Source organism: Streptomyces viridifaciens (assembly GCF_001888885.2).
Classification (GTDB): domain Bacteria; phylum Actinomycetota; class Actinomycetes; order Streptomycetales; family Streptomycetaceae; genus Kitasatospora; species Kitasatospora aureofaciens.
On record NZ_CP090841.1, the window covers coordinates 4318010 to 4339192 of the forward strand.

Sequence of the window (21183 nt, forward strand, 5' to 3'; positions counted from 1 at the left end):
CCGGCCCGCCCCCAGGCCCCCCTCAGACCACAGACAAACTCTCGAATCACGAAAGAGGGCTTGACGACCAGTGCTTGACGTCAACTTCTTCGACGAGCTCCGCATCGGCCTGGCCACCGCCGACGACATCCGCCAGTGGTCGCACGGCGAGGTCAAGAAGCCGGAGACCATCAACTACCGCACCCTGAAGCCCGAAAAGGACGGCCTCTTCTGCGAGAAGATCTTCGGCCCGACCCGGGACTGGGAGTGCTACTGCGGTAAGTACAAGCGCGTCCGCTTCAAGGGCATCATCTGTGAGCGCTGCGGCGTCGAGGTGACCCGCGCCAAGGTGCGCCGTGAGCGGATGGGCCACATCGAGCTGGCCGCCCCGGTCACCCACATCTGGTACTTCAAGGGTGTGCCGTCCCGCCTCGGCTACCTGCTCGACCTGGCGCCGAAGGACCTCGAGAAGGTCATCTACTTCGCCGCCTACATGATCACCTGGGTCGACGACGAGCGCCGCCAGCGCGACCTCCCGTCCCTGGAGGCGCACGTCTCGGTCGAGCGCCAGCAGATCGAGAACCGCCGCGACGCCGACCTCGAGGCCCGCGCCAAGAAGGCCGAGACCGACCTGGCCGAGCTGGAGGCCGAGGGCGCCAAGGCCGACGTGCGCCGCAAGGTGCGCGAGGGCGCCGAGCGCGAGATGAAGCAGCTGCGCGACCGTGCGCAGCGCGAGCTCGACCGCCTCGACGAGGTGTGGGCCCGCTTCAAGAACCTCAAGGTCCAGGACCTCGAGGGCGACGAGCTGCTCTACCGCGAGCTGCGCGACCGCTTCGGCACCTACTTCTCCGGCTCGATGGGCGCGGCGGCCCTCAAGGACCGCCTCGAGACCTTCGACCTGGCGGAGGAGGCCGAGCGCCTCCGCGAGATCATCCGCACCGGCAAGGGCCAGAAGAAGACCCGTGCGCTGAAGCGCCTCAAGGTCGTCTCCGCGTTCCTGCAGACCAGCAACAAGCCGAACGGCATGGTCCTGGACTGCGTCCCGGTCATCCCGCCGGACCTGCGTCCGATGGTGCAGCTGGACGGTGGCCGTTTCGCGACCTCCGACCTGAACGACCTGTACCGCCGCGTCATCAACCGCAACAACCGCCTGAAGCGCCTGCTCGACCTCGGTGCCCCCGAGATCATCGTGAACAACGAGAAGCGCATGCTCCAGGAGGCCGTCGACGCGCTGTTCGACAACGGCCGCCGCGGCCGTCCGGTCACCGGTCCGGGCAACCGCCCGCTGAAGTCCCTCAGCGACATGCTGAAGGGCAAGCAGGGTCGTTTCCGCCAGAACCTGCTCGGCAAGCGAGTCGACTACTCGGCCCGTTCGGTCATCGTCGTCGGCCCGCAGCTCAAGCTGCACCAGTGCGGTCTGCCGAAGGCCATGGCGCTGGAGCTCTTCAAGCCGTTCGTGATGAAGCGCCTGGTCGACCTGAACCACGCGCAGAACATCAAGTCGGCCAAGCGCATGGTCGAGCGTGCCCGCCCGGTCGTGTGGGACGTGCTCGAAGAGGTCATCGCCGAGCACCCGGTCCTGCTGAACCGTGCGCCCACCCTGCACCGCCTCGGCATCCAGGCCTTCGAGCCGCAGCTGGTCGAGGGCAAGGCCATCCAGATCCACCCGCTCGTCTGCACCGCGTTCAACGCGGACTTCGACGGTGACCAGATGGCCGTCCACCTGCCGCTCTCCGCGGAGGCGCAGGCCGAGGCCCGCATCCTGATGCTGTCCTCGAACAACATCCTGAAGCCGGCCGACGGTCGCCCCGTCACCATGCCGACCCAGGACATGGTGCTCGGTCTGTTCTTCCTGACCTCGGACCGCGACAACGTGAAGGGCGCCGGCCGCACCTTCTCGTCGACGGCCGAGGCGATCATGGCCTTCGACGCCCGCGAGCTGGACGTCCAGGCCCCGATCGAGCTGCGCCTCGGCGCCGGCACCGTCCCGCCGCGCGGCTGGACCCCGCCGGTGGACGAGGAGGGCCGGTCCAGCTGGTTCGAGGGCGAGCCCTTCCGCCTGAACACCACCCTGGGCCGCGCGCTCTTCAACGAGCTGCTGCCCGAGGACTACCCGTTCGTCGACTACGAGGTGGGCAAGAAGCAGCTCTCCGCGATCGTCAACGACCTGGCGGAGCGCTACCCCAAGGTCACCGTCGCGGCGACCCTGGACAACCTGAAGGCGGCCGGCTTCCACTGGTCGACCCGTTCCGGTGTCACCGTCTCGATCTCGGACGTCATCGTCCCGCCGAGCAAGCCCCAGATCCTGGAGGGCTTCGAGGCGAAGGCGGAGAAGGTCCAGAAGCAGTACGAGCGCGGTCTGATCACCAACGACGAGCGCAAGCAGGAGCTCGTCGGCATCTGGACCCAGGCGACCAACGAGGTCGCGGACGCCATGGCCGCGAACTTCCCGAAGACGAACCCCATCTTCATGATGGTCGACTCGGGTGCCCGTGGAAACATGATGCAGATGCGCCAGATCGCCGGTATGCGTGGTCTGGTGTCGAACGCCAAGAACGAGACCATCCCGCGACCCATCAAGGCGTCGTTCCGTGAGGGTCTGTCCGTGCTGGAGTACTTCATCTCCACCCACGGTGCCCGTAAGGGTCTGGCCGACACCGCCCTCCGTACCGCCGACTCCGGCTACCTCACCCGTCGTCTGGTCGACGTCTCCCAGGACGTCATCATCCGCGAGGAGGACTGCGGCACCGAGCGCGGCCTGAAGCTGTCGATCGGCTCCGTGGGCGCCGACGGCGTGCTGCGCAAGGCCGACGACGTCGAGACCAGCGTGTACGCCCGCATGCTCGCCGAGGACATCACCGTCGACGGCAAGCTGCTGGCCACCGCCAACACCGACCTCGGCGACGTCCTGATCGACGAGCTGATCCGCCACGGTGTGGGCGAGGTCAAGACCCGCTCGATCCTGACCTGTGAGTCGGCCGTCGGCACCTGCGCCATGTGCTACGGGCGCTCGCTGGCCACCGGCAAGCTGGTCGACATCGGTGAGGCGGTCGGCATCATCGCCGCCCAGTCCATCGGTGAGCCCGGTACCCAGCTGACCATGCGTACCTTCCACACCGGTGGTGTGGCCGGTGACGACATCACCCAGGGTCTGCCGCGTGTCGTCGAGCTCTTCGAGGCCCGCACCCCCAAGGGTGTGGCCCCGATCTCGGAGGCCGCCGGCCGGGTCCGCATCGAGGACACCGAGAAGACCCGCAAGCTGGTCGTCACGCCGGACGACGGCAGCGACGAGATCGCCTACCCGGTCTCGAAGCGCGTCAAGCTGCTGGTCAGCGAGGGCGAGGCGGTCGAGGTCGGCCAGAAGCTGACCATGGGTGCCACCAACCCGCACGACGTGCTGCGGATCATGGGCCAGCGTGCCGTCCAGGTCCACCTGGTCGCCGAGGTCCAGAAGGTCTACAACTCGCAGGGTGTGTCGATCCACGACAAGCACATCGAGATCATCATCCGGCAGATGCTCCGCCGCGTGACGATCATCGAGTCGGGCGACGCCGAGCTGCTCCCGGGCGAGCTCGTCGAGCGCGGCCGCTTCGAGCAGGAGAACCGTCGCGTGGTCGCCGAGGGCGGTCACCCCGCCTCCGGCCGTCCGCAGCTGATGGGTATCACCAAGGCCTCGCTGGCCACCGAGTCCTGGCTGTCGGCCGCCTCCTTCCAGGAGACGACCCGGGTCCTCACCGACGCGGCGATCCACGCCAAGTCGGACCCGCTGCTGGGCCTCAAGGAGAACGTCATCCTCGGTAAGCTCATCCCGGCCGGTACGGGTCTGCCCCGCTACCGCAACATCCGGGTCGAGCCGACCGAGGAGGCCAAGGCCGCGATGTACTCGGCCGTCGGCTACGACGACTACGACCTGTCGCCCTTCGGCGCCGGCTCCGGCCAGGCGGTTCCGCTGGACGACTACGACTACGGCCCGTACACCGGCTGAGTCACCTCTGCGGCCGGCAACGGCCGCTGAACGCCAGGGCGGTCACCCCTCACGGGGTGGCCGCCCTGCGGCGTTTCCGGACCAGCCTCAGCGGGCGGCGGCGGCCGCCGCGGCGCGCCAGTCCTCCAGGCGGCGGATCCGGGTGTGGGTGTCGGGGTGGGAGGAGAGCAGCCGCTGGCCCAGGCCCGGACGGACGGCCCGGCCGCCGTTCTCCCGCGCGGCGATCGCCAGGGCCTGCTCCTCGTCCCGCAGGAAGCCGTGGAAGACCTCGATCATGGCGTCGGCGAACCCGAGTTCGGCCGCCTGGACGTCCGCCCGCAGCTCGGAGCGGCGGCCCACCGCGGCGAGCAGGTACGGCGTGACCAGGACCAGCAGCAGCGGCGGGAAGGAGAGGGCCACGGCCACCACCACGACGACCGAGACCAGCCCGACCACCAGGGCGCCGAGGAGCGAGAACACCGACGCGATCTGGAAAGCGATCACCGCCGCGATCCGGAAGGCCGCCCAGGCGATCCGGGCCGGCATCGAGTACCAGTAGCCGAGCAGGGTCGCCCAGGCGTGACCGCCGCGGTGGTGACCGAGCTCGTGGGCGAGCACGGCGGCCAGCTGGGCGTCGGGGAGGGTCTCCAGCGCGTAGCGGGTGACGCCGACGATGTGCCCGGCCGCCGCGGTGGCGTTGACGGCCTTGTGGTCCTCGATCCACAGGTCGTACGTCTCCGGGCTCACCCCCGCCTTGGCGGTCACCTGGTGCCAGATGGGCTCCAGCCGGGTCAGCTCGGAGTGCAGCGCCGGACGCATCCGGAACAGGTAGCGGGCGAGGAGCTTCTCGGTCGGGCGGTGGAACACCAGCGCGCCGGAGGCGATCCAGGCGCCGATCAGCAGGTAGTTGAAGGGCGCGGCGAGGAACATCGAGATGATCCCGATCACCAGCAGGCTGCACAGGAAGTGCGGGAGCTGGAACACCAGTTGGCCGATCGCGGTGGCGTCGGCGCCGCGCTGGCGGGCGGCCAGGTGGATCCGGCCGGTGTGGGGGTCGATGTCGACGGTGCGGTCGAGGACGGGCGGCTGCGGCGGGGCGGGCGGCGGGGCGAAGCCCCGGGCGGGGACGCGGGGCGGTTGCTGCGGGGGCGGGGTGGGGGCCGGGTACTGCGGTGGCGTGGCGGTCGGGTACTGCGGGGAGGCGGCCGGGTACTGCGGTGGGGCCGAGGCCGGGTACTGGGGCGGCACGGCGGTGGTGGGGTACTGCGGCGGAGTGGCCGTCGGGTACTGCGGGGCCGTGGCGGGGTACTCGGGCGGGGTCGTGCCCGGGTACGGCGGCGGAGTCGCGCCCGGGTACTGGGGAGCGCCCTGCGGGGACTGGGGCGGGACGGTCGGGTGCTGCGGCGGGGCGCCGGGGGACTGCGGCGGCGGTGCGTCCGGGTAGGTCGGTTCGGTCATGGCGAGGTCCTCGGGGACGGGACGCGCGCACGGCGGCGTCCGTACGGTGCTGGGCTGTGCAGGACGGTGCGGATCGGTGCTGGACGGGTTGTGCGGCGCCGGTTCAGCCCAGGAACAGGGCGGTGACCAGCGGGAACAGGCCGGCGCCGAAGGAGAGGATGCCGACCCGGACCCAGGAGTGCTTCCGCGAGACGATCAGGCTGTTCTCCGCGAGCGCGGCGCGGACGGCATCGGCGGCCAGCCGCTCGGTGTCGGCCAGGGCGTCGGCGAGCAGTCCCTGCTCGGCGGCCAGCCGGATGTCCCCGAAGTAGCCGAGCGGGCGGCCCGGCCGCCAGTTGCTGCGGCGGAAGCGGGGCAGCACCGCCAGCAGCAGCGCGACCAGGGACACGGCGATGCCGAGCCCGCCGAGCGCGAGCAGCACCTTGGCGGCGCCGGAAAGCTGCTGAGGTGCCCAGCCGGTGCTGGTGAGCAGGCCGCCCAGCACCCCGACGATCACGCCGAGGGCGGCGACCAGGACGGCGGCCTTGCTGTCCGCGCGGGCGATCTCGGTGCGCAGTTCGGCGAGCAGGGCGGTGCCGGGCGGTGGTGCCGGCAGGGTGTTGGCGGGCGCGACGGTGGTGGGCGGGTCGGACACGGTGGGGCTCCTCGGGTTCACCGGTTGAGCGGAGGGTTGGGGCCCTTGTCGAGCCGGGGCGCGCCCGGCCCGGGCGAGGCCGGACCGGCGGGCCGCTGCCGCAGGAGGGCTTCGAGGGCGGCCTTGGCGTCCTGGCGCGGGCCCTCCAGCTCGAACTCCTCCAGGGCGTTCTGGCCGAGCAGCCGCTCGATCACGTGGAGCTGGCCCTGGACCAGTTCCCGCTGCTCGTCCTTCAGGTACTTGAGGGCCTCCTTCAGGTCCTCGGGGTGGGCGGCGACCTGGAGGGCCCAGGCGGCGACCCCGCCCTGCTCCAGGTGGTACTGGTAGAACTTCGCCTTCGCGGCGAGGATCTCGTGGGACTCCTCGACCTGCCGGAGGGCGTGCGGGTGCGCCTGGGTGTCGAAGTGGTAGCCGCGCAGCCGCTCCTTCTGGTCGCGGGCGGCCTGGTCGATGTCCAACTGGACGGCGCAGCGCACCCGCAGGCCCTCGGCCTCGGCGACGGGGTACTCGTCCAGCGCCTGCTGGACGGCGGTCTCGGCCTCGCCGCTCTGGTCGGTGGTGAGGTTGCGGGTGACCGCCCGCATCCGCTGTCGGATCCGGGGGGTGAGCAGCGCCGGTACGTCCCGGATCCGGCTGGCCACGACCAGCTCCGCCGCCGACACCTGCCAGTCGATCTCCACCACGGCTTCGAACGCACCGATGTCGTCCCGGCCGGGCAGCCGCTCCTCGATCCGCAGGTGGTGCAGGCCGAGGTCGACCTCGAAGGCGGCCTGGTAGCCGCGGCCGACCAGGTCGCTGAAGCCCGGGCGGTGCGGCGGCAGGTAGACCTGGTGCTCGCCGGACGGCGTGGTCAGGACCAGGGCGGAGTCGGCCCGGGCGTTCGGCCGCTTGGGCAGGCCGAGCGCGCGGCCGAGCGGGTGGACCGTCAGGACCGGGTCGACGAGGTCGCCGGCGGGGAAGTCGGGGCGGTGTGGTGCCGACATGCGCGGGTGCTCCAGGATCGGGACGGGTTCGGGGGTGCGGTCTCAGCCGCCGGGCGGGAACGGGGTCGCCGGGCTGCCGGTGCGGACGGTGCGGACGAGGTGGTCCAGCCGCTGGCGGTCACGCTCGGTGACAGCCAGGTCGTCGAACAGTTCGGTGAGCCGGGCAGTGGTCTCCGGCTGGTCGGCGGCGCCGATCAGCCAGCCGCGCAGCACGCCCAGGGCCGCGTCGCGGTAGCCGCGGTCCTCCAGCGCCGTGCGCCACAGCGCGACCAGCAACGAGCGGACGGGGACGGGCTCCTCGGGGACGGCCAGCACCGTGACGCTGACCACGCTCCCCGGTTCGGGGCGCGGACTGCGGGCGTACCAGTCGAGCAGCGGCCGGCCGACGGCGGTGTCCTCGGTGCGCCGGGCGGCGGTCAGGAAGACGGCCAGGGCCAACTGCCGCAGGGAGGCCGGGCCGGAGAGCCAGCGGACCAGGGCGCGCAGCACCTGCTCGGCCTCGGCGGAGAGCAGCAGCAGCTCGGCCGCTTCGAGCAGCCCGAGCACCTGGAAGCGGTCGGCCCGGTCGGGTGCCGGGGGCGGCGCACCGGGCTGGAACTTGGCGGCGAGCTGGTCGAGCTCCCCGTCGCTCAGCCGCTCGGCGGCCAGCACGAAGGCCTCCAGGGCCTGGGCGGGCATCAGCGGGCCGAGCAGGGCGTAGCAGCGGATGGCGGTCCAGCGGCGGCGGGCGCTGTCGTCGCCGGCCCAGCTGCGCAGGATCCGGGGGACGGCGGCGGTGCCCGCGTGGTAGGCGAGGGCGAGGCTGTTGGCGGCCTGGAGGCAGAGCCGGAAGTCCTTGGCGCCGGACCAGGGGCCGAGCAGTCCGCTCATGGTGGCGGAGAGGTCGACGGAGGCGAGCAGGGCGGTGGTGGAGGCGACCCGGGTACGGACCAGGGCGCGGGAGTCGGTGGCCAGCGCGTTGAGCCAGCCGGTGATCGCGGGGCGGGCGGAGGGGTGGCTCGTCCAGACCTCGCGCAGCAGGGTGGGCGCGGTGCGGGGGTCCAGGAAGGAGGCCATCCGCTGTGGGACCGGGCCCCAGGGGGTCTGCTCGGTCTCCTCGGTGAGTTCGGCGTGGGCGAGGGCCATGCGCTCCTCGACCGAGCTGCCGAAGGGCGGGATGCCGTCGGGGCGTCCGGGGGTGCGGATGGTCTCCAGCCGGCGGAACAGCTTGTCGGCGCACTCGGCGGCGAGGGTGTAGGGGGCGTGGTCGAAGACGGCCAGGGAGATCAGGAAGGCCTTCTCCTGGAGGGGGAGTTCGTCGTCCCCGAACCAGCGGCCGACCTTCTCCTGGACGATGCCGTGGCCGAAGTCGGCGAGGTCGGCGGGGTGGCCGGTCTCGGGGGAGTAGCGGGCGAGTTCGACGGCGAACCCGGCCACTTCGCGGATCGGCGGGTACTTGGCCAGGAACTCCTGGACGGGTTCCAGGGTGAGCAGGTGCCGACCGGAGGGCAGGCCGTCCCGCAGGGCGTCCAGGTGGGCGCCGAGGACGAGCCCGGGATCGGGCGGCTGCCAGTCGACGGTGGGGAGTTCGCGGATCGCGGCGGAGCGGGTGGTGGTGACGACCAGGTAGCCGTCCTGCTTGGCGAGGGTCTCGCGCAGGCGGTCGAGGTCGGACCGGAGCAGCGGGCGGGTGCGGGAGGTGGTGTAGTCGGCGAGCAGGTAGCCCGGGGCCGGTTCGGCGCCGGTGAGCAGCGCGGTGGGGGAGACGTCGGGGTCGAGGTTGCGGATCCGGCGGATGCCCAGCGTGTGCAGCAGCATCAGGGCGGCGGAGCGCCGTCCGGTGTCGGCCCGGCCGGTGAGGATCAGGACGCGTTGCTCGCGCAGCTGCTGGAGGGCCTGCTGGAAGGCAGGTCCGGGGCGGAAGACCGTGGTCAGGGCGGTGAGTTCCTCGGCGGGGACCTCGCCGGAGGCGTGCGGTGGGGCGCCGAAGGCGGAGCCGAACTGGTAGACGGTGGTCTTCGGGCCGGTGACGACGTCGCCGTGGACCTGCCCGCCGGAGACGGTGTGCCGGTCCCCGCCGACCAGGTCGCCGCCGAAGCTGGGGTTGCCGCCCGCGAAGAGGTAGTTGCGGCCGGCGAAGCTGTCCGGGACGTGCTCCAGCAGTTCCTGGACGGCCTCCAGGGCGTTCTGCGGCTCCTCGGGCGGGGCCTCCTGGAGTTCGTCGGGGTCGAGCGGCTGGGCGGCGGCGTCCGGTTCGGCGGTGGCGGTCACCGCTCACCGCCGACGGTGTTGCCGGTGTTGACGTCGCCGTGGACCTCGCCGCCGGAGACGATGTGCTGGTCGCCGCCGATCAGGTTGCCGCCGAAGGTCGGCGATCCGCCGAGGAACTGGAAGGTGGCGGGGGCGCGGCTCTCGGCCGGGTCCGGGGCCTGGGCTGCGGGCGGGGCGGGAGCCGGGCCCGGCGTCGGAGCGGCCGCGGCCGCCGGGGCAGCACTCGGCGGGGGCGACGGCGCGGGCGCGGGTTCGCCGTGCAGCCAGGCCGTGAAGTCGCCCTCCTTGCCCTGCACGGTGACCCGGTGGAACGCCTCCGGCAGCAGTCCGCCGTGACCGTGCCGGACGATGCCCTGGTAGAGCGCGTCGGAGACGCCGAGCACGCAGGGGCCGTTCCGGTGCCGCAGCGCCTCGCGCAGGGCCGCCGAGTCCAGCAGCCGGAAGGCCTGGTTGAGGTCCCAGCCGACGGCGCCGCCGAGGGCCCCGCCGAGTTCCTGGACGGCGACCTCGCCGGAGGCGAGCACGATCCGCAGCCGTACCCGGGCTTCGGCGGCCGCGAGGCGGTTGTTCGCGTGCAGCAGGGCGGGGGTCTCGTTGACCAGCGCGTGCAGCAGCCGGGGCTTGGGGACGGTGGGGCTGATCAGGGCCATCACCGAGTCGCCACGGTCCTCCAGGCGCTGGTCGGCGGGCTCGACCCCGGCGCTGCGCAGCGTCTCGTGCAGGACGGAGTAGAGCATCCGGCGCATGAACGCCTGCTCGACGTCGTCCCGCCTGCCGAACTGCTCGATGTCCAGCAGCAGGATGGTGTGGTTCACCGGATCGGTCATGGTCGCCTCTCGGTTCGTCGTCGGGCCTCAGACTGCCCGCTGCGGGCGTGTCGGTGTGAGCGCCGATGAGGCACTCGCTCTGTGACGGTGTGCACAGAACCTTCCTGCGGATCAGCGGAGTTGACCGGGCCTCCGGAGCAGGTCGGGGCGCGCGATGACCAGCGAGCGGCGGCTGGTGACGACGATGCCGCGGTCCCGCAGGGACTTGAGCAGCCGGGCGACGGCCTCCCGGGAGGCGCCGACCGAGCCGGCCAGCTCCTGCTGGCTGAGCGGGACGGAGACGACGATGCCCTCGGCGGTGCGGCGACCGTGGGTGCGGGCTAGTTCCAGCAGCAGGTCGGCGAGGCGTTCGCTGACGGTGAGCGAGGCGAACTTCAGCCGGTGGTGGTCTGCGGCCCGCAGCCGGTCGGTGGAGAGCGCGAGCAGCTGCATCGAGGCCGCGGGGGTGCGCTGGAGGTAGGCGGTGAAGGCGGCCCGGTCCACGGCGGTGGTCTCGACCTGTTCCAGCGCGGTGACGGTGGCCGCCCGGGGCCTTCCGCTGAGGGCGGCGGACTCGCCGACGATGTCGCCCGGCCCGCGCAGGGCGAGCAGCGCCTCGTACCCGTTCTCGGCGGCGGCGGTCACCTTGAGCCAGCCGCGCAGGACGAGCAGGACGTGGTCGGAGGGTTCGCCTTCGCGCAGCGCGGCGGTGCGCGCGGGGTAGTCGAGCCGGCGGCCGAGGGCGAGCAGCGCGGTGCGGTCGGCGTGGTCGAGCCGGGCCAGGAAGGGCACGCGGTCGTCGAGGCCGTGACCGGTCGCGGGACCTGGTCCGCCGGGCGGCGTGTTGGCCATGCCTGATCAGCCCTTGTCGTCAGCGCCTGGGCGCGGTGGGCTCGGAGAGGTTGAGTGCGGGCAAACAAGCTACCGGCGAAGCGGCGTCCGCGCCGGTGAATCGGTGAATTGCCCGCCATCCCCCTCGCGGGGGAGCGGCGGGAACCGCTCCGGCGAGGGAGGTGGCGCAGGGTCCGGTCGAGGGAGGCTTCTCGGTGTCGGGATGACGGGGCTTGCGAAGGGGGCCGGACATGAAGCGGGTGCTGGGCGCGGTGGCGATCACGGCGGGGGTGCTGGTCGGGATGTCGGGCTGTCTGCCGATCGGGGACGACCGGGAGCACCGGACGGTCAGCTACGGCGTGGCCGAGCAGGTCAAGGAGCTGGTGATCGAGGGGCAGAACGGCGGTGTCGTGGTGACCGGCGGCGGCGGGGCGGTGCATGTGGTCGAGGACCAGAACTACCGGGGGGACGCGCCGAAGAGCACCCACGAGGTGAAGGACGGCGTGCTCCGGCTGACGTACGACTGCGACTCCTGCGGGATCGGGTACACCGTCAACGTGCCGGCCGGGACCAAGGTGCGGGTCAAGGAGACGAACGGCGGCATCAAGCTGTCCGGGCTGGCCGCCGACGCCGAGGCCGACGTGACGAACGGCGGGGTCGAGGCCAGCGGGCTGACCTCTCCCCAGGTGCGGCTGGCCGCCGTGAACGGGGGTGTGCGGGCCGACTTCGCCGGCGCGCCGTCGAAGCTGGAGGCGACGACCTCGAACGGTGGGGTGAATCTGAAGGTGCCGTCCGGGGAGGCGTACACGGTGGACGCACAGGCCACGACGGGCGGGATCGACGTGAGCATCCCCTCGCAGCCGGGCGCGGCGCACAGCATCACCGCCCGGGCGAAGACCGGCGGTGTGACGGTCAGCGGTGCCTGACCGGGCGGTGCCAGAGGTTCTGCCGGTAGGGCATGATCTTCTGCGCGGGGGCGGGGTCCCCGGGTACGGGGGAGGTACGGCGGTGGAGCGCGTCGCGCGCTGGCGGACATGGACGGCCGGGCTGAGCCCGTACGTGCTGGACTCGTCTCTGGCGCTGGTGTCGGCAGGGATCGCGGTGTGGGCGGTCTACAACGACGACACCCGTTGGCCCACGTGGGTCTACCTGTTGGCGGTGGCCACCGCGGTGCCGCTGCCCTGGCGGCGCAGGGCACCACTGACCGTGCTGGCGCTGTACAGCGCCGCCGAGATCACGCTGTCCGTGCTGGCGCACTCGGCGAACGCCCAGGTGCCGCTGGCCGGTGTCCTCGGCCTGTACACGGTGGCGGAGCGGTGTTCGGACCGGGCGCGTTGGTCGGTGCTGGCCGTCACGGTCGTCGGCAACGTGGTCGGCACCCATTCGCCGAACGGCGCGCTGTTCAGCGTGCTCACCTCGGCGGGCTCGTTCGTCTTCGGCGCCCTGGTGCGCACCCAGCGGCAGTTGGTCCGGGTGGAGGCGGAGCGGGCGCGGGAGGCCGGGGTGCGGGCGGCCAGCGAGGCGGCCCGGGCGGTCGCCGAGGAGCGGTCCCGGATCGCCCGGGAGATGCACGACATCCTGGCGCACGCCGTCTCGCTGATGGTCATCCAGGCCGAGGCCGGGCCGCTGGTGGTGCGCGACAACCCGGACCGGGCGATCCGCGCCTTCGACACCATCGCCGACTCCGGCCGTGATGCGATGGTCCAACTGCGGCGGGTGCTCGGGGTGTTGAAGGACCCGGAGGCGGGGCGGGAGCTGGCGCCGCAGCCCCGGCTGGCCGAACTGGCGGACGTGGTCGAGCGGGTGCGCCGGTCCGGCCTGGGGGTCGAGCTCGAACTCGCCGACGGGCTGGGCGCGCTGCCCGCCGATGTGGAGGCGGCCGCGTTCCGGATCGTGCAGGAGGCGCTGACCAACACCGTCAAGCACTCCGGGGCCGACCGGGCCGCGATCCGGGTGCGGCGCTCCGGCGAGGTGCTGGAGGTGGTGGTCTCCGACAACGGCCGCGGGGTGCCGCTGGCCGCCGACCGTACGGTGGCCGGCTGGTCCGGCGGGCGCGGGCTGGTCGGCATCCGCGAGCGGGCGGCGGCCTGCGGCGGCCGGGCCGAGGCCGGTTCGGGGCCGGAGGGCAGGGGTTTCCTGGTGAGTGCCCGGCTGCCGCTGGGGCCGGCGGGCGTGGTGGAGAGGGTGGGCGGATGACGCCGATACGGGTGGTGGTCGCGGACGACCAGGAGCTGGTGCGGGCCGGGTTCGGGATGATCCTGGACGCCCAGCCGGACATCGAGGTGGTGGCCGAGGCCTGCGACGGCGCCGAGGCGGTCGAGGCGGTGCGGGCGCACAACCCGGACGTGCTGCTGCTGGACGTCCGGATGCCGGTGATGGACGGCCTGGAGGCGGCCCGCCGGGTGTGCGCGGAGTTCCCGGCCACCAAGGTCATCATGCTGACCACCTTCGACATCGACGACTACGTTTTCGACGCGCTGTACGCGGGCGCCAGCGGCTTCCTGCTGAAGGACGTCCGACGGGACGACCTGGCGCACGGGGTGCGGATGGTCGCCTCGGGGGAGGCACTGCTCGCGCCCTCGGTGACCAGGCGGCTGATCGGCGAGTTCGCCGCCCGCCGGCCGGGCAGCCACGAGCGGGCGGTGCGGCCGCCGTCCAAGCTGCTGGAACAGCTGACCCTGCGCGAGCACGAGACGCTGCGGCTGATCGCGCGCGGGCTGTCCAACGCGGAGATCGCGGCCGAGCTGGTGGTCAGCGAGCACACCGTGAAGACCCACGTCAGCAATGTGCTGAGCAAGCTCGGGCTGCGCGACCGGGTGCACGCCGTGGTGTTCGCGTACGAGGCCGGGGCGGTGGTGGCGGGCGAGTCCTGAGGAACTCGCCCGTACGGGGGAGGGGCCGGGTTAGCCGGTACGGGCGATCCGCGACGAGGGGCCCGGACGGAAGGCTCAGGGGTGTCGGAACGGACACGGGCCAGCGGCCACGGACAGTGGTCCGCGGGCCCCGGACACCACGGGAGAACCTCGCATGAACGCCCCTCGGAACAGCCGCCTCACCGGCTACGCCGCCGTCGGAGCCCCCGCGCTGATGGCCCTCTACGGCGGGATCCGCCTGGTGCCCGGCTCCCGCCAGCCGGGCCTCGGCTGGACCGCCGGGCACACCGCGATGTTCGCCGGCCTGCTGCTGTTCGTCCCGGTGCTGCTCGCCCTGCGTGCCCTGCTCGCCCCGCGCGGCACCACGGCCGGGAAGCTGGCCGCGAACGCCGCGCTGGGGACGGCGTTCGCGGGCCTGCTGGCCTCGCTGGTGCAGATCGGGATCGACCTGTACGTCGGCGTGGTCTCGGCGACCAAGGAGGAGCAGTCGCGGCTGTTCGGGCGGGTCCAGGACGTCCCCGGGGTGCTCCCGGCCGTGTACCAGGTCGGCCCGCTGCTGTTCTACGTCGGCCTGCTGGCGCTGCTGGTCGCCGCCTCGGTGGGGGCGGGCCGGACGCTGCCCTGGTGGAGCCCGGTGCTGATGCTGGTCGGCACCCTCGCCACGGGCGTCGACCTGGCCTTCATCCCGCTCGCCGCGGCCTGCTACCTGGTCGCCCTCGCCCCGTTGACCCGCCCGGCCACCGCCCTGCGCCCGGCACTGGCCTGACCGGTGTTGGGCTCGATCGGCGTTGGGCCTGACCGGGATCGGCCCGCCCGGCACTGGCCCGACCCGCTCCAGACTGACCGGCGGTCGGCCGTCAGCTCATCCGGAACACCGGCCCGCGCGGGGTGAACGGCAGCCCGGCGCCGCGCGGGACGAGGAAGGCGTGCTCGCGGCGCACCCGCAGCACGTCGCACTCGCCGTCGGTGATCACCAGGACGGGCGCCCCGGGCGGGAAGTCCTCGGCCCGCTCCAGCAGGTCGATTCCCGGCTGGAGGACGGTGCCGCCCCGGCCGTGCACCCGGAGCCGCCCGGAGATCTCCTCGACCGGGAGGTACCCGGCGTCGTGCGGGGCGGCGTCGCAGTGCACCACCCGGGCGGCCGGGACGTCCCGGGCGGCGGCGTACGAGGCGATCGCCCCGAGCGCCTTGCCGAGCAGCGTCCGGTCCATCGAGCCCGAGGTGTCCAGGACGACCCCGAAGGTGCAGCGCGGGACCTCCTCCTCGGGGCGGTAGCGGCCGGCCCGGGGGATGTCCGGGGTGGCGGACTGCCGGCGGGCCGGGCGGGAGTAGCTGCGCACCGGCTCCGGGCTCGGCACGAACTCGTCGAACCAGCGCGCCAGTCGGGCGTCCCAGGGCAGCGGCGGGTGGGCGAGCGCGCGGATCTCCTCGACCAGTCCGGCCGGGAGCAGGCCGCGTCCGCGCTGGTGCAGTTCGAAGCCCTGCTGCAGCCCGCGTCGGTAGAAGTCGTCGAGGTCCACGTAGGTGCGCCGGTCGCGCACCAGCGGTTCGCCGAGGACGTCCGGGCGGTTCTTGCCGGCCAGGGTGGCGAGGCGGCGGATCCGGCGCTGGTCGCGGGCGATCCGGTCGTACACCTCCTCGGCGGACAGGCCCTTGAACTGCGGGTCGTGCAGCAGCCCGTCGGGCATCTCGCCGACGCCCATCTCCAGCAGCCAGCCGTTGATGACGTAGTCGGCGGCGACGTTGAACAGGAACGGGTCCCGCCCGCCGCGGCGCTCGCCGTGCCGCAGGGCGGCGTGCAGGATCTCGTGCCCGAGGACGAACCGCCACTCCTCGTCGGAGTGGTGGCGCAGCGGGTTGACGTAGATCTCGCCGACCTCGGCGTTGACCGCGGCGACGGCGATGTCGTGCGCCCGGGCGAGTTCGGCGTCGGCCACGACGGTGAGGCCGGCTGCGATGCCGCCGAGCAGCGGGTACGAGGAGACGAACCAGTTGAGCGCCCTGGTCCACGGCCGCTCGGGCAGGCGCTCGCCGGTGTCGGCGTCGATCCGGCCGCCGGCCCGGTCCATCGCGGCCGACATGGTGCGGGTGAGGGCGGCGGCGAAGGACGCCTGCCAGTCCTCGGGGACCAGGCCGTGGCCGTGCCACTCGACCAGCAGCTGGTCACGGCCGCCGGAGCCGGCGGCTCCGGCCGTCCCGGCGGTGCCGGCCGTCGGCAGGCCGTCGCGGCGCCAGCGGGCGGCCAGCTCCTCCTCGTCTCCGCCCGGGTACTCCTGGGGGAGTGCGACCGGGGCACGGCCGACCGGGAAGGTGGCGAGGAAGCGGTTGACCACGGTGCAGCGGGCGGCGGCCGCGGGCGGGTCGGGCTGGACCCGGGTGCCGCGGGCGGCCGGGAGGTGGCCGAAGCCGAGGTGCAGCAGGCAGTGGGCCAGCACCCAGGCCCACTCCTCGGGTTCGGCCCGGCGGCGCGGGTTGACGTGCACGGTGCCGTCGGAGTCGACCACCGCCCAGCCGTCCGGCGGGGCGGTGGTGCAGTCCCGGGTGCGGCAGACGTCGGCGCGCAGGGCGGCGAAGGCCGGGTTGCGGCGCAGCAGCCGGACGCCCTCGGCGAAGGACTCGGCGCCCGGGTCCGCCGGCTTCGCGGGGGAGGGCTTCACCGGCGGGCCTCGACCAGCCGGGGCATGTCCCGGGCGGCCTCGATCAGGAACCAGGAGGGCAGCACCGGGTTGCCGTCCGCGCCGTCGGCGATCACCGTCTGGGCGACCTCCACCGAGATCTCGGCCAGCTGCACCAGCAGCGACTTGGCCCGGAAGGCGGTCTGCCGCTGCGCCCCGGAGGCGTGCTCCTTGCGGGCGGGCAGCTCCTTGACCAGGCGGCCGCGGAAGGCGTCGGCCAGGTAGTAGAGCAGGTCGCGGTCCTCCAGCCGGTGCGGCCAGCGGGCGTCGCCCTTGAGGATCGCCTCCAGGCCGTAGGAGTTGCGGACGATCTTCGCGTAGCCGCAGAAGGCGACCGCGTGCTGCGCGCTGAGCAGCCCGTACGTGACGACCTTGAGGGTCTCCTCGTCCAGGGCGGGGCCGAAGGAGTGCAGCGCGTCGGAGAGCATGTGCCAGGCGCGCGGGGTGGAGAACGGCTCCTCGGTCTTGGGCGGGGCGGACCACAGGTGGTCGGGCCGGTCGGTGAGGTGGTCGACGATCCAGGGGTGGATGCCGGCGCCGGCCGCCCAGCGCAGCCAGTCCTCGGCGCTGGCCCGCAGGTGGACGTGGACCATGCGGTTGACCAGAGCGGACGCCATCGGGCGGGCGAGCGCGCCATCGGTGGCGCGGTTCCCGGCGCCGATCACGATCGAGCCGGGCGGCAGCTCGTACGAGCCGATCCGGCGGTCCAGGATCAGCGAGTAGAAGGCCTTCTGGACGTCCGGCGAGGCCGCGTTGAGCTCGTCCAGGAACAGGCAGTACGGCTCGTCGCGGGCGATCTGCTCGGGCGGGCAGAACCGGGAGCGGCCCTCCGGGGTGAGCTGCGGGACGCCGATCAGGTCCTCCGGGGCGAGCTGGGTGCCGACCAGGCTCACGCACTCCAGTCCCAGCGACTCGGCGAACGCCCTGACCAGGGAGGACTTCCCGATCCCGGGAGCGCCCCAGAGGAACACGGGGCGGACGGTGGCCAGGCCGAGCAAAAGCTCGGGGACCTGCGAGGGCGAGACGCTGACTGCTCCCTGCACGGGGCTCCTTCACGGAAACGCTGGGTGACCGGCCCAGTGTGCGGCGGGAGTTGACACGGCGCACCCGGATTTTCGGTGGCAGAGGGCTGGTCGGCCGCCGTACCGTCCGGGCATGAACGCGAAGCGTCCCCTGATCGCCGTGCTCACCGGCGCGGGCATCTCGACCGACTCCGGCATCCCCGACTACCGCGGCCCGCAGGGGCTTTGGCAGCGGGATCCGTCGGCCCAGGAGCTCGTGACCATCGGGCCCTACCTGGCCGACCCGGAGGTGCGGAAGCGGGCCTGGCTGATGCGCCGTGACGCCGGCGCGATGGCGGCCGAGCCGAACGCCGGGCACCGGGCGCTGGTCGATCTCGAGCGCTCCGGCCTGCCTCTGCGGGTGCTGACCCAGAACGTGGACGGGCTGCACCAACGGGCCGGTCTGCCCGCCCGCAAGGTGTTCGAACTGCACGGCACCGCACGGGAGGTGCAGTGCGCGCGCTGCCGGGTGGTCGGACCGATGGACGAGGCGCTGGCCCGCGTCGCGGCGGGGGAGCCGGATCCGGCCTGCCGCGAGTGCGGGGGGATCCTGCGCCCGCGCACGGTGATGTTCGGGGAGGCGCTGGACCCGGTGGTGCTCCAGCAGGCCGACGCGGTCGCCAAGGCCTGCGACCTCTTCGTCGCGGTGGGCACCAGCCTCCAGGTGTTCCCGGTGGCCGGGCTGCCGCTCATCGCGGTGGAGACCGGGGCGAAGCTGATCATCGTGAACGCCGAGCCGACCCCGTACGACGAGGCGGCGGCCGAGGTGATCCGGGAGCCGATCTCCACCGCGCTGCCGGAGCTGGTGCGACGGCTGGTGCGGGAACGGGCCTGAGAACAGGGGCCGGAAGGGTCTTAGAAGGGACGCACCGCGTGCGTACGATGATCCTTCCGGCTCCCCCCTCACGGCCTGGAGTGATCGAGCGATGACGACGACGGCGAAGTTCGACCCCTGGTCGGCGGCGTTCGTGGCCCACCCGTACGACGTGTACGCCGAACTGCGCGAGCACGCGCCGGTGACGTACCACGAGCCGACGAACCAGTGGCTCGTCTCGCGCCACGAGGACGTCAGCGCCCTGCTGCGCGATCGGCGGCTCGGCCGCACCTACACCCACCGGTTCAGCCACCAGGAGTTCGGCCGCCCCGAGCCCGACCCGGCGCACGAGCCCTTCCACACCCTCAACGACCACGGGCTGCTCGACCTGGAGGCGCCCGACCACACACGGATCCGCCGCCTGGTCTCCAAGGCCTTCACCCCGCGCATGGTCGAGGGGCTGCGGCCCACCGTCCAGCGCCTCGCGGGCGAACTGGTCGACGGGCTGCTCGCGGCCGGCGGCGGAGACCTGATCGCCGCCGTCGCCGAGCCGCTGCCGGTCGCCGTGATCGCCGAGATGCTCGGCGTGCCGGAGGGGGACCGGCATCTGCTGCGCCCCTGGTCGGCCGACATCACCGGGATGTTCGAGCTCAACCCGAGCGAGGAGGTCGCCCGCCGCGCCGTCACCGCGAGCACCGAGTTCTCCGACTACCTGCGCGCCCTGATCCGCGAGCGCCGGGCGAACCCGGGTGAGGACCTGATCAGCGCGCTGATCCAGGCCCAGGAGGGCTCCGACGCGCTCAGCGAGCAGGAGATGGTCTCCACCTGCGTGCTACTGCTCAACGCCGGCCACGAGGCGACCGTCAACACCACCGGCAACGGCTGGTGGGCACTGTTCCGCAACCCCGGCGAACTCGCCCGGCTGCGCGGCGACGTGGACGGGCTGCTGCCCACCGCCGTCGAGGAACTGATGCGCTGGGACACCCCGCTGCAGATGTTCGAGCGCTGGGTGCTGGAGGACATCGAGGTTCGCGGCGTCACCGTCCCGCGCGGCGCGGAGATCGCCCTGCTCTTCGGCTCCGCCAACCGCGACCCGGAGCGCTTCGCCGACCCCGACCGCCTCGACCTCGGCCGCACCGACAACCCGCACATCACCTTCGGCGCCGGAATCCACTTCTGCCTGGGCGCGCCGCTTGCCAGACTGGAGCTCACCGAGTCCTTCGGCGCGCTGCTGCGTCGGGCCCCGGGCCTGCGGCTGGTCCGCGAGCCCGAGTGGAACCCGGGCTACGTGATCCGAGGGCTCAAGGAACTGCTGGTCGAGGTCTGACCACGAAGAGGGGGGAACCGCCGTGGGCAAGGCGACAGGGGCGCTGCTGGGACTGGCGATCGGCGACGCGATCGGCCGGGTGACCGAGTTCAAGAGCGTCGAGGAGATCGCCGCCGTCGAGCCCGACTGGCGGCGGCTCCCGCTGCCGGAGAAGGCGTTGGTCACCGACGACACCCAGATGACGCTCGCCCTCGCCCGCGGCCTGCGCACCGCCCTCTCGCGCGGGACCCTGACCCCGTTGCGCCTGGAGCGGCCGGTCCGCGAGGAGTTCGTCGACTGGTGGCGCTCGCCGGAGAACAACCGCGCCCCCGGCATGACCTGCCTGCGCGCCTGCGAGCGGCTCAGCCACGAGAAGTACCGCTGGCAGCAGGCCAGCGACGTCGGCTCCAAGGGCTGCGGCGCCAACATGCGGGTCGCCCCGATCGGGCTCATCCGCGAGCTGGACGCCCGGCAGCTCTCCGGCGCCGCCCAGCTGCAGTCCGCGCTCACCCACGGCCACCCGACCGCCCTCGCCGCCAGCGACCTCACCGCCTACGCCGTCCGGAAGCTCGCCGAGGGAGTCCCGCCCGCCGGACTGCCCGCGGTGCTGCGGGCGTACGCGCTGGCGAGCCGCGAGCGCTACGACGAGTTCTGGCTCGGCGACCTCGCCGCGCGCTGGTACGGCGCCTCCCCGCAGGCCGTGCTCGCCCGCGGCTGGGACGACTGCCTCAAGGTCCTCGACCAGCTGCAGGCCGCGCTCGCCGCACCGGACCTGGAAGCCGACCCCTGCCTGGCCACCGGCGAGGGCTGGGTCGCCGAGGAGGCCTTCGGCACCGGCTTGCTCTGCTTCCTGCTGCTGCCCGACGACCCGGTGGCCGCCGTCCGCCGGGCCGCCTACTCCAGCGGCGACTCCGACTCCCTCGCCTGCCTGACCGGCGCCTTCGCCGGCGCGTACCACGGCGAGGCGGTCTGGCCGGAGGAGTGGGTCGAGCGGATCGAACACCGGGACGAACTGCTTGAGTTCGGCGCCCTCTGGGACTGAGTGGTCAAGGCCCGGTCTCGCGGCCGAAGATCCGCCGGAACAGCGCCGCCGGGCCGCCGGCGGCACCGCTTCACTGGGGTGATCCGGGGTCGGCCGGGTACAGCTTGACCAGGTGGGGCGTCAGGCCGAGGAACGCCAGCGACCGCACCTCGCCGTACGTCGCGAGCCGGTGGCCGATGCGCTGCGCGGAGTCCGGCCCGAACAGTAGTCGAGTTGCTCGACGGTGAGCGGCAGCGCCCGCAGCGAGGCGAGGAGCGCCGACAGCGCGTCCGAGAGCTTGGAGAATTGCGCGGGCCCCGTGAGCCCCTTGACCTCCACCACTACGGGAAACGGGTGCGGCGCAGCCTCCACGGACGCATCCACGAGCCTCATCGTGTACCACCTTCCGGGCCCATCAGAGCCCAAACGATCCATCTGTCTCCTGGGACGGGCTGTCGGTGGCGCCCTCCGGACCTCGGACGAGTCCTTCGAAGTCGCCTGGTTCCACCCGGACGAGGTGGACGCGCT

Annotated in this window: 17 protein-coding genes; 8 read left to right on the plus strand and 9 right to left on the minus strand. The window is 73.0% G+C overall.

The window, feature by feature from the left end:
- The first annotated feature begins 70 nt into the window (after positions 1-70).
- Positions 71-3964, plus strand: coding sequence for a DNA-directed RNA polymerase subunit beta' (locus BOQ63_RS26430; protein ID WP_030290434.1), 3894 nt, complete (start codon positions 71-73; stop codon positions 3962-3964).
- 87 nt (positions 3965-4051) lie between these two features.
- Here BOQ63_RS26430 and BOQ63_RS26435 read toward each other — a convergent pair whose 3' ends face one another.
- The 6 genes from BOQ63_RS26435 to BOQ63_RS26460 form a co-directional block, all read right to left on the minus strand.
- Positions 4052-5401: a M48 family metalloprotease gene (locus BOQ63_RS26435; protein WP_079183766.1), complete on the minus strand. Its 1350-nt coding sequence runs from the start codon at positions 5399-5401 to the stop codon at positions 4052-4054.
- 103 nt (positions 5402-5504) lie between these two features.
- Positions 5505-6035: a Pycsar system effector family protein gene (locus tag BOQ63_RS26440; RefSeq protein ID WP_107048713.1), complete on the minus strand. Its 531-nt coding sequence runs from the start codon at positions 6033-6035 to the stop codon at positions 5505-5507.
- A 17-nt stretch (positions 6036-6052) separates the two neighbouring features.
- Positions 6053-7018, minus strand: coding sequence for a hypothetical protein (locus BOQ63_RS26445; RefSeq protein WP_072655078.1), 966 nt, complete (start codon positions 7016-7018; stop codon positions 6053-6055).
- 42 nt (positions 7019-7060) lie between these two features.
- Positions 7061-9268 (minus strand): hypothetical protein, encoded by a 2208-nt coding sequence (locus BOQ63_RS26450; protein ID WP_072655079.1) that lies wholly within the window; start codon positions 9266-9268, stop codon positions 7061-7063.
- Entirely contained in the window at positions 9265-10095 is an 831-nt protein-coding gene (locus BOQ63_RS26455) for a hypothetical protein (RefSeq protein ID WP_030280697.1), read from the minus strand. Before BOQ63_RS26455 ends, BOQ63_RS26450 begins: the two co-directional genes overlap by 4 nt.
- Before the next feature lie 111 nt (positions 10096-10206).
- The gene (locus tag BOQ63_RS26460) at positions 10207-10926 is read right to left on the minus strand and encodes a Crp/Fnr family transcriptional regulator (protein WP_030280698.1); all 720 of its coding nucleotides are present in this window, start codon (positions 10924-10926) and stop codon (positions 10207-10209) included.
- A 230-nt stretch (positions 10927-11156) separates the two neighbouring features.
- Here BOQ63_RS26460 and BOQ63_RS26465 point away from each other — a divergent pair, with 230 nt between their 5' ends.
- The 4 genes from BOQ63_RS26465 to BOQ63_RS26480 all read left to right on the plus strand — a co-directional run bounded on the left by BOQ63_RS26465 (position 11157) and on the right by BOQ63_RS26480 (position 14544).
- Positions 11157-11831: a DUF4097 family beta strand repeat-containing protein gene (locus BOQ63_RS26465; protein ID WP_030280701.1), complete on the plus strand. Its 675-nt coding sequence runs from the start codon at positions 11157-11159 to the stop codon at positions 11829-11831.
- Between the two features lie 82 nt (positions 11832-11913).
- A complete protein-coding gene (locus BOQ63_RS26470; RefSeq protein ID WP_037828675.1) occupies positions 11914-13101 on the plus strand; it encodes a sensor histidine kinase in 1188 nt (395 codons plus the stop codon).
- Positions 13098-13778, plus strand: a complete 681-nt coding sequence (locus BOQ63_RS26475; RefSeq protein ID WP_030280704.1) for a response regulator — start codon at positions 13098-13100, stop codon at positions 13776-13778. Before BOQ63_RS26470 ends, BOQ63_RS26475 begins: the two co-directional genes overlap by 4 nt.
- Before the next feature lie 154 nt (positions 13779-13932).
- Entirely contained in the window at positions 13933-14544 is a 612-nt protein-coding gene (locus tag BOQ63_RS26480) for a hypothetical protein (protein ID WP_030280709.1), read from the plus strand.
- A gap of 91 nt (positions 14545-14635) precedes the next feature.
- On the opposite strand, the gene BOQ63_RS26485 is transcribed toward BOQ63_RS26480, so the two are convergent.
- Entirely contained in the window at positions 14636-16435 is a 1800-nt protein-coding gene (locus tag BOQ63_RS26485) for a vWA domain-containing protein (RefSeq protein WP_072655080.1), read from the minus strand.
- Positions 16432-17496, minus strand: a complete 1065-nt coding sequence (locus BOQ63_RS26490) for an ATP-binding protein (RefSeq protein WP_030280713.1) — start codon at positions 17494-17496, stop codon at positions 16432-16434. Before BOQ63_RS26490 ends, BOQ63_RS26485 begins: the two co-directional genes overlap by 4 nt.
- A 112-nt stretch (positions 17497-17608) precedes the next feature.
- Here BOQ63_RS26490 and BOQ63_RS26495 point away from each other — a divergent pair, with 112 nt between their 5' ends.
- The 3 genes from BOQ63_RS26495 (at position 17609) to BOQ63_RS26505 (ending at position 20676) form a co-directional block, all read left to right on the plus strand.
- Positions 17609-18349 (plus strand): SIR2 family NAD-dependent protein deacylase, encoded by a 741-nt coding sequence (locus tag BOQ63_RS26495; protein WP_030280716.1) that lies wholly within the window; start codon positions 17609-17611, stop codon positions 18347-18349.
- A gap of 91 nt (positions 18350-18440) precedes the next feature.
- Positions 18441-19655 (plus strand): cytochrome P450, encoded by a 1215-nt coding sequence (locus BOQ63_RS26500; RefSeq protein WP_030280718.1) that lies wholly within the window; start codon positions 18441-18443, stop codon positions 19653-19655.
- A 22-nt stretch (positions 19656-19677) separates the two neighbouring features.
- Positions 19678-20676 (plus strand): ADP-ribosylglycohydrolase family protein, encoded by a 999-nt coding sequence (locus BOQ63_RS26505; RefSeq protein ID WP_030280720.1) that lies wholly within the window; start codon positions 19678-19680, stop codon positions 20674-20676.
- A gap of 120 nt (positions 20677-20796) precedes the next feature.
- Here BOQ63_RS26505 and BOQ63_RS26510 read toward each other — a convergent pair whose 3' ends face one another.
- On the minus strand, positions 20797-21048 hold the full coding sequence (locus BOQ63_RS26510) for a hypothetical protein (RefSeq protein WP_072655081.1): 252 nt from the start codon (positions 21046-21048) through the stop codon (positions 20797-20799).
- Positions 21049-21183 lie beyond the last annotated feature (135 nt).

What these genes read in the sequence shown, in the direction of transcription:
- BOQ63_RS26435 (WP_079183766.1), bottom strand. Translation starts at nt 5,401, where the DNA reads ATGACCGAACCGACCTACCCGGACGCACCGCCGCCGCAGTCCCCCGGC.
- BOQ63_RS26445 (WP_072655078.1), bottom strand. Translation starts at nt 7,018, where the DNA reads ATGTCGGCACCACACCGCCCCGACTTCCCCGCCGGCGACCTCGTCGAC.
- BOQ63_RS26455 (WP_030280697.1), bottom strand. Translation starts at nt 10,095, where the DNA reads ATGACCGATCCGGTGAACCACACCATCCTGCTGCTGGACATCGAGCAG.
- BOQ63_RS26460 (WP_030280698.1), bottom strand. Translation starts at nt 10,926, where the DNA reads ATGGCCAACACGCCGCCCGGCGGACCAGGTCCCGCGACCGGTCACGGC.
- BOQ63_RS26465 (WP_030280701.1), top strand. Translation starts at nt 11,157, where the DNA reads ATGAAGCGGGTGCTGGGCGCGGTGGCGATCACGGCGGGGGTGCTGGTC.
- BOQ63_RS26475 (WP_030280704.1), top strand. Translation starts at nt 13,098, where the DNA reads ATGACGCCGATACGGGTGGTGGTCGCGGACGACCAGGAGCTGGTGCGG.
- BOQ63_RS26480 (WP_030280709.1), top strand. Translation starts at nt 13,933, where the DNA reads ATGAACGCCCCTCGGAACAGCCGCCTCACCGGCTACGCCGCCGTCGGA.
- BOQ63_RS26495 (WP_030280716.1), top strand. Translation starts at nt 17,609, where the DNA reads ATGAACGCGAAGCGTCCCCTGATCGCCGTGCTCACCGGCGCGGGCATC.
- BOQ63_RS26500 (WP_030280718.1), top strand. Translation starts at nt 18,441, where the DNA reads ATGACGACGACGGCGAAGTTCGACCCCTGGTCGGCGGCGTTCGTGGCC.
- BOQ63_RS26510 (WP_072655081.1), bottom strand. Translation starts at nt 21,048, where the DNA reads ATGAGGCTCGTGGATGCGTCCGTGGAGGCTGCGCCGCACCCGTTTCCC.